General features: G+C 48.2%; 18 protein-coding genes. All 18 read right to left on the reverse strand.

All coding sequences use genetic code 11. From position 1 onward, the window contains the following. Window positions 1-268: 268 nt before the first annotated feature. Entirely contained in the window at window positions 269-1,174 is a 906-nt protein-coding gene (locus M1D71_RS18580; RefSeq protein ID WP_458123155.1) for a polyprenyl synthetase family protein, read from the reverse strand. Continuing rightward, window positions 1,167-1,424 (reverse strand): exodeoxyribonuclease VII small subunit, encoded by a 258-nt coding sequence (gene xseB, locus M1D71_RS18585; protein ID WP_017687599.1) that lies wholly within the window; start codon window positions 1,422-1,424, stop codon window positions 1,167-1,169. The genes M1D71_RS18580 and xseB overlap by 8 nt, the downstream gene beginning before the upstream one ends. After that, window positions 1,414-2,778: an exodeoxyribonuclease VII large subunit gene (gene xseA, locus M1D71_RS18590; RefSeq protein WP_458123156.1), complete on the reverse strand. Its 1,365-nt coding sequence runs from the start codon at window positions 2,776-2,778 to the stop codon at window positions 1,414-1,416. Before xseA ends, xseB begins: the two co-directional genes overlap by 11 nt. Before the next feature lie 10 nt (window positions 2,779-2,788). After that, on the reverse strand, window positions 2,789-3,646 hold the full coding sequence (folD, locus tag M1D71_RS18595; RefSeq protein WP_017687597.1) for a bifunctional methylenetetrahydrofolate dehydrogenase/methenyltetrahydrofolate cyclohydrolase FolD: 858 nt from the start codon (window positions 3,644-3,646) through the stop codon (window positions 2,789-2,791). Between the two features lie 45 nt (window positions 3,647-3,691). Continuing rightward, the gene (gene nusB, locus M1D71_RS18600; RefSeq protein ID WP_458123157.1) at window positions 3,692-4,147 is read right to left on the reverse strand and encodes a transcription antitermination factor NusB; all 456 of its coding nucleotides are present in this window, start codon (window positions 4,145-4,147) and stop codon (window positions 3,692-3,694) included. Window positions 4,148-4,368: 221 nt separating this feature from the next. Then, window positions 4,369-4,602 carry a DUF2273 domain-containing protein gene (locus M1D71_RS18605; RefSeq protein WP_458123158.1) on the reverse strand — a complete coding sequence of 78 codons (234 nt, stop codon included), beginning with the start codon at window positions 4,600-4,602 and terminating at the stop codon, window positions 4,369-4,371. Window positions 4,603-4,616: 14 nt separating this feature from the next. Continuing rightward, window positions 4,617-5,156, reverse strand: coding sequence for an alkaline shock response membrane anchor protein AmaP (gene amaP, locus M1D71_RS18610; RefSeq protein WP_458123159.1), 540 nt, complete (start codon window positions 5,154-5,156; stop codon window positions 4,617-4,619). Window positions 5,157-5,301: 145 nt separating this feature from the next. Then, a complete protein-coding gene (locus M1D71_RS18615) occupies window positions 5,302-5,712 on the reverse strand; it encodes an Asp23/Gls24 family envelope stress response protein (protein ID WP_017687593.1) in 411 nt (136 codons plus the stop codon). A 218-nt stretch (window positions 5,713-5,930) separates the two neighbouring features. Next, entirely contained in the window at window positions 5,931-7,274 is a 1,344-nt protein-coding gene (gene accC, locus M1D71_RS18620; protein WP_458123160.1) for an acetyl-CoA carboxylase biotin carboxylase subunit, read from the reverse strand. 55 nt (window positions 7,275-7,329) lie between these two features. Then, a complete protein-coding gene (gene accB, locus M1D71_RS18625) occupies window positions 7,330-7,794 on the reverse strand; it encodes an acetyl-CoA carboxylase biotin carboxyl carrier protein (protein WP_458123161.1) in 465 nt (154 codons plus the stop codon). 139 nt (window positions 7,795-7,933) lie between these two features. Next, window positions 7,934-8,764: a SpoIIIAH-like family protein gene (locus M1D71_RS18630; RefSeq protein ID WP_458123162.1), complete on the reverse strand. Its 831-nt coding sequence runs from the start codon at window positions 8,762-8,764 to the stop codon at window positions 7,934-7,936. Window positions 8,765-8,830: 66 nt separating this feature from the next. After that, window positions 8,831-9,469 carry a stage III sporulation protein AG gene (spoIIIAG, locus tag M1D71_RS18635; protein WP_458123163.1) on the reverse strand — a complete coding sequence of 213 codons (639 nt, stop codon included), beginning with the start codon at window positions 9,467-9,469 and terminating at the stop codon, window positions 8,831-8,833. A 15-nt stretch (window positions 9,470-9,484) separates the two neighbouring features. Further along, window positions 9,485-10,315, reverse strand: a complete 831-nt coding sequence (gene spoIIIAF / locus M1D71_RS18640) for a stage III sporulation protein AF (RefSeq protein WP_458123164.1) — start codon at window positions 10,313-10,315, stop codon at window positions 9,485-9,487. Window positions 10,316-10,346: 31 nt separating this feature from the next. Further along, window positions 10,347-11,489: a stage III sporulation protein AE gene (gene spoIIIAE, locus M1D71_RS18645; RefSeq protein WP_458127293.1), complete on the reverse strand. Its 1,143-nt coding sequence runs from the start codon at window positions 11,487-11,489 to the stop codon at window positions 10,347-10,349. 68 nt (window positions 11,490-11,557) lie between these two features. Then, the gene (gene spoIIIAD, locus M1D71_RS18650) at window positions 11,558-11,947 is read right to left on the reverse strand and encodes a stage III sporulation protein AD (protein WP_017687586.1); all 390 of its coding nucleotides are present in this window, start codon (window positions 11,945-11,947) and stop codon (window positions 11,558-11,560) included. A gap of 32 nt (window positions 11,948-11,979) precedes the next feature. Then, the gene (spoIIIAC, locus tag M1D71_RS18655) at window positions 11,980-12,183 is read right to left on the reverse strand and encodes a stage III sporulation protein AC (RefSeq protein WP_017687585.1); all 204 of its coding nucleotides are present in this window, start codon (window positions 12,181-12,183) and stop codon (window positions 11,980-11,982) included. Window positions 12,184-12,212: 29 nt separating this feature from the next. Then, the gene (spoIIIAB, locus tag M1D71_RS18660) at window positions 12,213-12,731 is read right to left on the reverse strand and encodes a stage III sporulation protein SpoIIIAB (protein ID WP_145322639.1); all 519 of its coding nucleotides are present in this window, start codon (window positions 12,729-12,731) and stop codon (window positions 12,213-12,215) included. Further along, a complete protein-coding gene (gene spoIIIAA / locus M1D71_RS18665; RefSeq protein ID WP_458123165.1) occupies window positions 12,724-13,728 on the reverse strand; it encodes a stage III sporulation protein AA in 1,005 nt (334 codons plus the stop codon). The genes spoIIIAB and spoIIIAA overlap by 8 nt, the downstream gene beginning before the upstream one ends. Window positions 13,729-13,758 lie beyond the last annotated feature (30 nt).

Below are 13,758 nucleotides of genomic sequence, written 5' to 3' on the forward strand. Positions count from 1 at the left end.
TTCCTAGATTGTTTAATTATTAGTGTAAATCCCTATATACATTATGAATCAAATGACATTAAATCATTATAACATAAAAGAACAAGAATCATAATTTACTGCACCATACTCCCGATAACGAGCATTTTCGCCAGCAAAATATATATGATCTGTCTCCGTATGTATTCCCGAATCTACTCGGGACAAACTTTTTCCATCCACTCGGAAAAAGGACATTACATTCATTACACTGTTCTACAGGTTTTGAAACAGCGTGTTCCTTCAGAATCTAATGGTCTCGACTCATCAGATAATTTGCGATTTCCACCAATCTCGATGCATCAGGTAACTCGGCTCTTTCAAGTGCATCTTTTGCAGATTTTGTAAGGGACTTCACCTCATCCATAGAGGCATCCATCCCAATAAAATAAGGATACGTTACCTTCTGCTGATTCACATCGCTCTGTGTTTTCTTGCCCATCTTTTGCTCGTCGCCCGTCAGGTCGAGAATATCATCCTGAATCTGGAACGCCATCCCCAGATCACGGCCGAACACACGCAGTGCTTCCAACTGTCCTTCTGTAGCTCCACCGATTCGCGCTCCAGCAATGAGGGCGAATACAATCAGGTCGCCCGTTTTGTGCAGATGAATGTACTGGAGCTGCGCAAGATCAGTCATCCCTTGCTCGCCTTCCATATCCGCAACTTGGCCACCGACCATGCCTCTTGCTCCAGCGAGTTCAGACATATCCTCTACGATGGACAGCAAAGCTTCTGATGCCACGCCACTGCGCCGACCTGCTTGAACAATACTATAAAAAGCATGCGTTAACAGTGCATCACCTGCCAAAATGGCTGTTGCTTCACCATATACCTTATGATTTGTTAATTTTCCCCTGCGGTAATCATCATTATCCATTGCAGGCAGGTCGTCGTGGATCAGCGAATAGGTGTGAACCATCTCCACGGCGCAGGCTACCGGCATAGCAGCTTTACGCTGTGCACCGAAGGCTTCCGCCGCAGCAACGACCAGAAGAGGTCGAAGGCGTTTGCCTCCGGCCATAAGTGAATACTGCATCGCATCCTTCAGCGATTGAGGTACATGCCAATGATCGGGAATAGTGTGCTTCAACTCTTCTGTCACCTCAGCTGTGACTTCCTCAAGGTATGCTTGAAACGAAGGACGATTACTCATGGACTTCACCGCTCTCATCGTCAGCAGTTCCGAATGGCTTCTTGCGAAGCTCTCCATCTTCTTCTACGATCATCTCGATCTTGCGTTCCACTTGTTCCAGCTTCAGACCGCAAAGTTGCGAAAGTTTCATCCCGCGCTGAAACAGATCGATGGCCTGTTCCAACGGAACATCACCATGCTCAAGCTGACCTACGATGTCTTCCAATGCCGCCATTGCCTCTTCAAAATTCAATTCCGGTTCATTCGCCATGGGTATTGTCGTCCTCCTTCATTCCCCAAACCTGACAGTCCAGCTGTCCGTCTGTTAATTTAATCTTGATCGAATCTCCAGGCTGTACATCCTTCATCGACTTGATCAATCGTTGTTCCTGCTCGTCATAAACGAGGCTATATCCGCGTGACATAACTTTAAGCGGGCTAAGCGCATCCAGATGCCGCACAGATGACTTCCACTGTTGCTGCTTCGATCTGGTTATGGACCTGATCGCTAGTTCAAGTTGTCTGCGTGCTGCCGCGTTTTCACGGCGTGCTGCAGCGACCTGATCACGAGGATTGAATCGTTGCAGCGCGGCCCGAAGGCGTTCCTGCTTCTCTCCCGTCCATTTCATGCGCGTATCCACAGTTCTCAAAAGCCGTTGGTGCATCATATCCAAACGTTCCGTGTGCTGCATCAAGGTACGTCTTGGATGAACAAGCACTGGCGAACGTTGTAATCTCGCGAGTCGTTCACGGTTATGAACAGCACGCTGACGCAAGCTGTGCTGTAACTGGCGCTGACGTTGTCCGATCTGATCGAGCAACTCGGCTCGATTAGGTACAGCCAGTTCAGCAGCTGCTGTAGGTGTAGCCGCACGCAAATCGGCCGCAAAATCAGCAATGGTAAAGTCCGTTTCGTGTCCAACCGCAGAAATGACAGGAATATCCGAAGCGACAATTGCTCTTGCCACGATCTCCTCATTGAACGCCCACAATTCTTCCAGTGAACCGCCTCCGCGTCCAACGATAAGTACATCGGCTTCTCCCATGCGGTTCAGGTTGCCAATCGCTTTAACAATGGAAGGTGCTGCACCTTTACCTTGGACCAGAACAGGATATAAAACGACTTTGGCAGAAGGGTATCTGCGTTGGAGTGTGATCATAATGTCCCGCACCGCCGCTCCCGTCGGTGAAGTTACAACCCCGATCGTCTGTGAGTAACGAGGAATCTGTCTTTTTCTCGAAGGTGAAAATAACCCTTCATCCTCCAGCTTTTTCTTCAATTGTTCGTAAGCCAAATACAGACTTCCAATTCCGTCCGGTTGCATATGGGTAGCGTAGAATTGATATTGCCCATCCCGTTCATACACCGAGACATTACCACGGGCAATAACCCTTGCACCCTCCTTCGGTACAAAGGGTAATCGCTGATTATGGGATGCAAACATAATCGACTTGATCCGGCTGTCCTTGTCCTTCAATGTAAAATACATGTGGCCGCTGGAGTGATGTGTGAAATTCGAAATCTCCCCGCGCAACCAGACGTCCGACAGGACCTGATCCGATTCCAGTTTCATTCGAATGTATCGGTTCAGATCTTTGATGGAGTAGATCTTTTGATCTGCCACAGACAGAACCCTAGGCCAATCCGTGAGCGCGTTTGGCAGCGATCAATGTATTTTGCATCAACATCGTAATTGTCATTGGACCAACACCACCAGGAACAGGTGTAATTGGACCAGATACTTCTTTCACGCTCTCAAAATCAACGTCTCCAGCCAGCTTGCCATTCTCCAAACGGTTCATGCCAACATCGATAACAACCGCACCCGGTTTCACAAAATCAGCATCCACAAAATTGGCACGGCCGATGGCTACAACCAGAATATCCGCCTGACGTGTGATTTCTTTCATGTTGGCGGTACGGGAATGACACATCGTTACCGTCGCATTCTCACGTTGGAGCAACAGCGATACCGGTTTGCCGACAATATTGCTTCTCCCGATGACTACTGCATGTTTACCGGACATTTCCAGTCCAGTACGCTTGATCAGTTCGATTACACCCGCTGGGGTACATGGAAGCAGACTATCGTCTCCAATAACGAGATTACCTACATTCACCGGATGGAATCCGTCTACGTCTTTATCCACGGCAATCGCATCAATAACCGCTTTCTCTTCAATATGCTTCGGCAGTGGGAGCTGAACCAGAATTCCGTTAATGGATTGCTGATTGTTCAGCTTGTCCACCAGGGCAAGCAGATCTTCTTGGGACGTGTCTGCATCCAAGCGATGCACTTCGGAATAGAAGCCGAGGTCGTGACATGCTTTTTCTTTATTACGCACATATACTTGGGATGCCGGATCTTCCCCGACGAGCACAACAGCCAGACCAGGTACTACCCCCTGTTCGCTAAGCTGTTTTACTTCTGTTGTCATGCTTGCGCGGATCTCTTGGGATACTTCTTTACCGTTAATAATAGATGCTGTCATTGTACTCTCTCTCCCTTATGTGAATATAATTAAATAACTAGCGAACTAAGAAGATAATTTTGCTTTAATGGCATCAACTTCCTGAATCATACGTCCAAGTACGCCATTGACGAACTTACCGGATTCTTCTGTACCAAAGTATTTGGACAGCTCGATTGCTTCATTGACCGATACCTTGGCCGGAATGTCATCACGGAATACCATTTCATACGTTGACAGTCGTAGAATCTGGCGATCTACACGCGACAGACGGCTAATCTGCCAGCCTTTCAAATAATCCACGAGTAGCCCATCAATCGCTTCCTTATTGTTCCAGGCTCCCTGTACCATCTCAGTAACATAGGTACGCATTACATCTGCATCACGGATGACCACTTCGGTTTCGTTATCTTCAGCAGCTTCATTGATCAACATGTTCACAGCTTCCGCTGCACCTACCTCATTCATTTCCATGTGATACAGACTTTGTACTGCAATTTCCCTTGCCAAACGTCTTTTCATGTCCTGCCTCCTGCAGCGCTCCGTCTGGAGCGTCATCATGCTTATTTTAAAATCATGCAAACATCGCATCATATCCTGTATCGGATAGATGGATGGCTTCCATGGTATTGTTATTGTTATCCCTTTTCACAAAAAAACCTGCAATACGTTTCCTCCAAAAAACGGGCAACCTAAACTACAGCTCTATTTTCGGAAGAAACATATTGCAGGGTTCAGGTAGGTCACTTAAACGGACGCCAGCGATCGCCAAGCCATTGTCCCCACTCCCTCCAGGGAATGGACGAACCCAGCTTCGAATCGCTTCGTCTGCCTAACGTATAACCGATGAACACCAAGAGTGCAAAGAACAACATATCCCAAAAACCGATCCATACATAAAGAAATCCAAAAAAGATGCCGCCGATAATCCCGGTAATTCGGCCTCTGTAACTATCCCAAATCTCTTTCCACAGCATCAGTGAAACTCACCTCATTCCACTCGACTCTTGTAGTTAGGCGACTGGGTTACATTAGCGATATACACCGTGACAAAAGATACCGGAATGCCCGTAATCTCTTGCACATGATCATGTATAGCCTTTTGCAGATCAGAAGTCAGCGCAGGAATAGGTGTCTCGCCATCCACTACTGCACGGATCATAATCTCCAGTCCTGACTCAACCACACGTATACGTGCCTTGACATCACGTACTCCCCGGAAACGGGAAGCCGCCTTCAAACAGAGATTCTCTATCGTCTCCATCGAAATCTGTACATCACCAAATTCTGTGCGTTGATCCACAGACGGCAACGAAGCACGCTCACGCCGAACCGAGATGTAGAAAAATCGCAAACTCAGGATAAACAAAATCGCTGCTGCAATAACCGACGCAACAATAACGTTTTGTTCCTGCTGGTAATTCAATTCGTAAGGCAGCACACCGCTAATCAGAAGAATGACGGCTGCCGATATTGCTCCAACGCTTATGCTGTATATAAACAACAGAAGCCGATCCAGTATTTTAGCCACGAACTGCACAGCCTCCCTTGCTCACTAACATCGCTTAACCTGTTCACTAGCAAAAATCAGATCCTCATCTAGCTTTCGCTATAATGAAGACCTGTCCAAGACGGGATAACCCCCGGCAGATGATGCCGGGGGAATCTGTCTTCTTTTATTTTACGCGCTGACTGTTCAGGTCAATTTCTTCCACTTTCTCAGTGCTCTTGAACTGAACGTCATGAATGTGTACATTCACTTCATTCACATTCAATCCTGTCATGTTCTCAATGGAACGTTTCACGTTCTGTTGAATCTCCGTAGCCACTTGTGGAAGACGGTATCCGTACTCGATAATTACGGAAACATCGACTGCAGCTTCACGTTGGCCCACTTCAACCTTAACGCCTTTGGAAAGGTTCTTGCGACCAAGCAATTCAGCAAATCCGCCTGCGAATCCGCCACTCATGCCTGCTACACCTTTCACTTCAAGAGTTGCCAATCCAGCAATCACTTCAATAACTTCAGGTGCGATCTGGATTTCACCGATATCCGTTCGTTCAAATTCAGTCGGTAGTGTACTCATAACTGTTCAACACACCTTTCGCGAGATAAGTTTGCGGCCATCCGTGAGGGCGCTGGACTCAGGTCAATCGACCTTCAGAACCCTTCCGGTCCGGCTTTACCGGAACTCCTGCAAACATCCGCGAGGTGCGGGCTTATCCTTTGCAGGAGACATGCGCTCTTATTATTACATACTATATCATTTGGGCTACATTATGACAAACAAGCCCAATATACCTTTTAAATCTCGTTTTCCTCAAGAAATTTGATATCAAAGTCACCACGAATGAACGTTGGGTGCTCCAGCAATTTTTGATGGAAAGGAATGGTTGTAGATATGCCTTCAATCGCAAATTCCCCAAGGGCACGCTTCATCTTGGCAATTGCCTCTTCACGATTCGCTCCCCACACAATCAATTTTGCAATCATGGAGTCATAGAAAGGTGAAATGGTGTAACCGGGATAAGCAGCACTATCTACACGCACGCCCGGTCCTCCGGGTGCAAGGTAGAATCCGATTTTACCTGGAGATGGCATGAAGTTACGATCCGGATCTTCCGCATTGATACGACATTCAATAGCCCAACCATTGATTACCACGTCTTCCTGACGGAATGAAAGTGGGTTGCCTTCCGCTACCGAGATCATCTCACGGATCAAATCAACGCCAGTAACCATCTCGGTTACCGGATGCTCTACCTGAATGCGCGTATTCATCTCCATGAAATAGAACTCGCCATTCGGGCTAAGCAGGAACTCCAGGGTGCCCGCTCCCGAGTAATCTACGGCAAGAGCTGCCCGTACCGCTGCTGCGCCCATTTGAGTACGTACCTCTTCGGAGATTATCGGACACGGAGCTTCTTCTACCAATTTCTGGCGACGACGCTGAACCGAGCAATCACGTTCTCCCAAATGTGCAGCATTACCGTGTTTATCAGCAATGATCTGAATCTCCACGTGCTTCATACCTGTCAGGAATTTCTCCAGATACACACCAGCGTTGCCAAAAGCCTTCTGTGCTTCCTGCTGAGCAGCTGTAATCTGCTTAATCAGCGTTTCTTCATCTTCGGCAATCCGAATTCCCTTACCACCGCCACCAGCAGTAGCTTTGATAATGATAGGATATCCGATGTCTCTAGCAATCATGATTGCTTCATCCAAATTTTCAACGAGACCGTCTGATCCAGGAATAACAGGCACTCCCGCATCTTTCATCGTCTGTTTGGCGACAGCCTTGTCTCCCATTTTGGTAATGGCTTCCGGTGAAGGGCCGATAAATGTAATGTTGCAGGAACCACAGATTTCTGCAAAATCAGCATTCTCTGCCAAAAAACCGTATCCAGGGTGGATTGCATCACATTCCGTCAGCGTAGCTACACTCATCAGGTTTGTGAAATTCAGGTAACTGTCCTTGGACGGTGTCGGTCCGATACAGTAGGCCTCATCTGCAAGGCGAACATGCAGTGAATCCTTATCGGCTTCCGAATAGACGGCTACCGTCGATATGCCAACTTCGCGGCAGGCACGAATAATACGTACCGCAATCTCTCCACGGTTCGCAATCAGTATTTTTTGAAATTTCATTTCGTTTTGTCCTCCTTCGAAGCTCATGCGGTTAGCTGTTAACCAGCTATAACGGTTATTCCGGTTTCACCAGGAAAAGGGGCTGCCCGTACTCGACCAGCTGTCCGTTCTCAACCAGCACTTCAACGATTTCTCCCTTGATGTCCGCATCAAGCTCGTTCATCAGCTTCATCGCTTCGATGATACATACCGTTGTTTTTTCAACAACTTTATCACCAGCACTCACAAAAGGACCCGCTTCCGGCGAGGAAGCTCTGTAAAAAGTACCTACCATCGGAGATACAATTTTATGTAAATGACTTGTAGTATCGACCTGCGGAGCAGCTTCACTTACCACAGCAGCCGGCTGTACTTGCGGAGCAGCAATCATTTGCGGTTGCATAGCAGCTGCCTGAACATACTCCGTTTTGCCCGGTTTACGGATCGATAACCGTGATCCTTCACTTTCAATTTCCAACTCTTGAACGGAACTTTCATCTACCAGTTTGATCAGTTCTTTGATCTCACTCAATTTAAACATTTCCATTATTCACTCCTTCGGCATCATGCCAGTCTCACTAGGACGGTCATATGGCTTTATGTATTATATCATAATCGTTAAAAATGGAAAGAGCCCGAGAGTACAACCAGCTCCCGGGACTTCATTTCCATGATTTGTATTACTCTTCTGTAACGTATTGAACGCTGATTTTGTTCTGGGATACAGCCAATTCTTTCATGACCAGATCCACAATGGATACCGCCTGTTTTACGTCCAGTTTGTCACTGAGGACTACGACTTTATACTTGTCTGCATCTTCTTCAACGATCGCATTGGCGAACTGCTGGGAAAGCGTCTCCTCAATGCCTGTAATTTTGGCTTCTTTTTCTTCCAGTGTACGGAGTTGCTCCGTTGCTTTGGCATTCTCCTCTGGCGTTTTGCTCAGATCACCTGCCACGGTCATCAGTTCCTCATACTTGCGATTGTTGCTTTCCTCACGCTGCCACTGGTAGTTCTGGAACTGGCTGCTCGCAGATGCTGTCGTATTCTGCTCTTCCATTTCCTTGAGAACTTCCTCATCTGTCTTCGTTGCCGTACCTTCTGCCTGACCGTCTGTCTCGGGTGTGCTTGCTGCCCCTTTATCCGTTTCTTTGTCGGCTTCTTTTCCTGCTTCACCCTTATTCTCGCCTGATTCAACAGCAGGTGTTTTCTCTGTATTTCCAGTCTCTTTATCTTCTGTAGCCGCAGGTTCTTCAGTAGTGCCAGCCGTACTTGGATCACTTTCAACTTCGCCGCTATTCACCACTTCATTCACGACCAGACCTTCTGTAGGATCAAGAATGCCTGCTGTTTCCGTCGCTTCCCCTTGCTTGATTCCATCGACTTGCTGACTGTCAGCCACCGGTGCATTGACTGGACCAGAATCCTCAGTGAACAGATAATACGCGGACAAAATGACCATCAGACTCAGCATGGAAACGAGCCATACCGTTTGACGTTTGTTATTCATTAGAACTTCCTCCTCAAATTGGCTTCACTCTTATGAGAATTGAATCTTGCGATTCATCACACCAGATTAGTCTTGTTTGCGCGGTACAACCGAGATCCGGTAGGCGGCCACATTCAGTCCTTTTTCCACAGCATCGGTTATCAGTTCCTTCACAACCTTGTTCTCTGCACCCCTCGCAACTACAAGCACACCACGGATCTGCGGTTTGAGCTTTTTGGTCACTATCGGTGTCTGATCCCCTGATATTTCGTACGTAATAATCTCGCCATCGCGGGTATATTGCGTCATATGTCGCTTGCCCCCGTTAGCATCAGTCTCTTCGGTAAGTTGCTGAGAATCCTTCACGTTCCGCTGAACAACCAGTTCTTCTGTGGAATCCACGGTAACCATCACATCAACGGTCCCCACACCAACTATATTCTCCAGCACACCTTTGATCTTGTCCTCAAATGCAATTTCGATTGCCTGAAAAGGGTTCTGATCCATCGGATCACTCTGTATGGATGCCATGGATGCTGCCGGATCAGGTGGTTCCCGACCGATATTTTCGGAATCAATTTTTTTGACATTGACGAAGGAATTGAACAGCATGATTCCCACCCCGATCAAACCCAGGATAATCAACCAACGGAAAGTTTGGCTCCGCCTTGCCCCACCCTCACCGCCACCCATCCAGGTTTCCATCTTTTTGAACCATTGTTTCATCGGACACCCTCCTTCTCAGAGCACGTCAGCACTTTTCGGCTCTTTCACTTGGACGTTGTTCGCATCAACATCCCACTTTTCAGTCAACAATGTAATAATTTTCACCGCATGTTCTGACCGTGAAGATGTCTCGCTTGGGGTCTTGGTCTCATCTGCCTGATCACGTATAACAGGCTCGGAAGATGCTTCATTTCCATCATGTTGACTTTTACTCACATCAATCTGTACATCAGGCACTTCAATCTGACCAATCTGGATGGGCTGCTGTGTTTTCTGCGATTCATCCTTATCTGACTCTGTATCTGTGCCGAATATGGGTTGTGTATTTGCAGCAACTTCTTGCTGGCTTGATTTCACTTCTCCTCCTGCATTCTCTCCTGCCATCTCAACCAGCACACGCTGGATTACAGGCAGTTCGACTGACGAGGCAGCTTCCATTTCCGTTTCATATTTACTCATTGCCAGTTGCACCTCTACGGACCGAACCTTCGCTCCTGTTGTTTCTTCGATCTGGCCTTTCATGACATTAGCCAGTTCTTTGGCTGTCCATTGCAGGGATTGTTCCTGTTCGTTTGATTGCAGCTGCTTGCCCTGAGCCAGAATCTGTTCGAGCGTTGCACTCCCATTCGATGGAGCATCCATTGCCGACATTGCCCGTTTCAGTTCACCAACCGGATCACTTCTAAGGAGCTTTGTAACGGGGGATAAAAGGGTCAGCAGGATGAGAAGGCTCAGCACAAGCTTGACATAACGTTCCATGGATCGATTGGGCAACAGCATATCCACGAAAGTCGCCAGCAGAACGATCATGATCAATTCCTGGAGCCAGTTGCTCAGCCACCCCATCCTTTTCCAACCCCTTTCTTGCAACCTGCACTCAGCGCATCATGACAGTCAGATTCCCTGCAGTCAGCAGGATGGTGATCGCCAGGAAAAACATCAAGCCGACAGCTGCCAGCGCCGCAAAGACGTATATCATGCTCTTGCCGATGGCCTGCAGGCATCCTACGATCGGGGTGTCTCCTAGCGGTTGCATAATGGCACCGGTAACGTTGTATATCAAGGCAAGAGCCAGGATTTTGAGTGCCGGAAAGGCACATAGAAACAGAATGATGATAACTCCAGTGAGTCCAATTGCATTTTTGACAAGCAAAGAAGCTGTAATTACCGTATCCGTCGCATCCGCAAATGTTCTGCCCACAATAGGGACAAAGTTGCCTGCGATGTATTTGGCGGCCTTCAGGCTGACTCCATCCGCTACGGAGCCCGATGCTCCCTGAACCGAGATTACGCCCAGAAACATCGTTAGCAGGATACCCAGCAGTGCCACACTAATATTGCGCAGGAGGTCAGCCAGCTGTGTCAGCTTGTACTTGTCAGACAATGAACTGACGAGATGCAGAACAGCTGAGAAGAAGAGTAGCGGGAATACCAACATGTGAATCAATGTACTCACCAGATGGATCATGAAAATGATGAGTGGATGGGTCACGGAAACAGTGATAACGTTACCCATGGACGCGAGCAGTGTGAATAACAAGGGAACCATCGCCATCATGAAGTTGATCATGCCGGTTATGGCATCCTTGGCGTATCCAATCGCCACACTGAAGCTGTTAATCGCAATGATGATGATGACCATATAACAGATGGAATAGGCAATTTTGCTAATATTATTTTTCTCGAAAGCGGTCTGAAGGGTCTCCAGAATCATGCTCAGTACGCTTAACATCACAATCGTGACCAGAAGCTTGCCATTATATAAAATTTCATGCAGCAAGAAGGTTCCTATGGCTACAAACACCGACTTCAGGCTGAACCCTTCATTGCCGGGGACTAACATATCCATGAAGGAAGGGGTTTTCCCATCCGGGAAAAAACCACCGTATTGTTGCATCAGTTGATCCCAGTATTTCTCCACCTGATCCTTGGGAAGCTGATCGGCCTGTTGCTCCATCCACTCGCCGGAAGGCGAGCTTGCAGTAACCTGTCCCAGAATACCGAACAGAAAACAGAGCATCAGCACAACCGTAAGGCGCCATTGCGGCTTATGATGCATCGATTTCATATGAAGTCCGCACGCCCCTTCTACACCGGCATCAGCTTCATGACGGTTTCGATTATAATGCTGATGATCGGTATAGCAAGTACCAGGATCAACACCTTACCAGCCAGTTCAATCTTGGACGCAATGCTCTCCTGGCCTGCATCCCTGACGATCTGAGCACCAAATTCAGCAATGTACGCTATGCCAATGATTTTCAACACCGTTTTTAGATAAATACTCTCCATGCCTGAATTCTCGGCAAGCCGCTTCAACACTTCAATGACTGCACCGATCTTGCCAATCAACAACATGAAGATCACAATGCCGGTCGCGGCAGCAATCAGAAAGGCAAACATCGGCTTCTGTTCTTTAATGACCAGAATGAGCACTGTTGCGATGAGCGCCAAACCTACAACTTGGATAATTTCCACAGGTCACCACCATCCGGCTTCATGACCGTTTTTCATTGAAAAAGAAATATCGATTTGATCTCTTGTAGCAGGCTGTCCAGCATACGGACCACCATGAACAATACAACGACAAATCCGATTACGGTCACCCAGTGAGCCATATCTTCCTTTCCCATTTGTTTCAGTACCGTGTGAATCATGGCAATAATGATTCCGATACCCGCAATTTGAAAGATTGCGTTCACTTCTAGATTCATGACCTTGGCACCTCACTATCCCGGCTATTTCAGAAGATCAGAATGACGATTAACGCTCCGACAAGCATCCCGAGACTTCGGCTCATTCGTTCATATTTCATTTGATCGGCCTGCGCACGGGATTCCTCATGCATTAGTTGTTGAATGGCTAACGATATATGTTTGGTCTGATCCTGACGGTCACTTGTGCCAAGGCTGAAGCTTAATTGCAGCATGACTTCCCGCTCGTCAGCCTTCATGGCCGATCTTCCCCAAGCCAGATCTACGCCTGACTGAAGACTTTCCCGGGCAGTGAGTCCATGAGGAGGTTCCATCTGTGTGGCTGCATGAAGGAACAGCGTCTTTACAGGTTCTTTGGTCTGGGCTCCCATCTTGCCCATGGCATCAGGAAGGGGAGTGAGCCCATAGTTAATCTCCGTCATTAGTCGCTGGAGGGCTGCAATGAGTTCTCGCAACTGTCTCGGTCTTAATGCATACTGTCTGGCCTTGTAAAATCCGGCGAGGGTGCTGGCGAGCAGGATGATTACCGCACCAAGCATGTTAACCAAAGGCTTCACCTCCTGCCCCGGTCTGCTGCAAACCACGCATTTTGCCATCAGCCAGCCGAAAGGTCATGCCTCGGCTCGTCCGTTGCAGCTGGACATAACGTTGAAACATCTGCTCTGCAATTAAGGTTCTGAGCGCAGGCCTGGACGACAGCTCCGATAGGTCACGGCCATGAGCAGTCGCGATTACTGAGACTCCTGCATGCAGGGCTTCCATCACCGCCTCGGCATCCTCCGGACGACCGATCTCGTCCACAATCAGGACATCGGGCGACATGGAGCGAAGCATCATCATCATGCCCTCAGCCTTCGGACAACCGTCCATCACATCTGTTCGTGGGCCCACGTCGAATCCAGGTACTCCTTTGTAGCTACCGGCGATTTCGGACCTCTCATCCACAATGCCCACTTTCAGACGCGGACGTATTCCCTGTACCAGTTCACTGCCCCCCGTAAGCTTCGTTCCGCTGCTAATTTGTCTCGCCAGATCTCGCAGCAACGTCGTTTTTCCTTGTTGAGGCGGTGAAAGGATCAACGTATGGAAGACCTGTCCGCTCTTCATATCGAGAAGATAAGGAAGGATACGGTCAGCTACTCCATGTACCTCACGTGCTACCCGGACGTTAAATCCGTTGATGTCGCGCAGGTATTCGACACGCCCACCGCTTAGTACGGTTCGGCCAGCAAGTCCAATTCGATGTCCCCCGGGGATGGTGATGAACCCTTTGCGCAGTTCCTCTTCCAATGTGTAGAGTGAGTGGTTACTGATCAGATCCAGCAACCTGTGCGTCACTTCTTTCTGAGGAACATACGCCTCTTCAGGGTTCCCTGTCGGACTACCTTGAGGTGTCAGGAAGTGGTATGTGTTGCCTGCATTTATCTCCAGCGGTCTGCCTTCACGAATACGTACTTCCTCCACTTGTTCCAATAGAGCGGGTGGCATTCTTCCGAGAATGGTGCGGATCGGTTCCGGAAAAAGTTCCTTCCAGTTCACCTTCATGAGTAGGCTCCTCCAACCTTGAGATCATAT

The sequence above is a fragment of the Paenibacillus sp. Z3-2 genome, assembly GCF_054161325.1.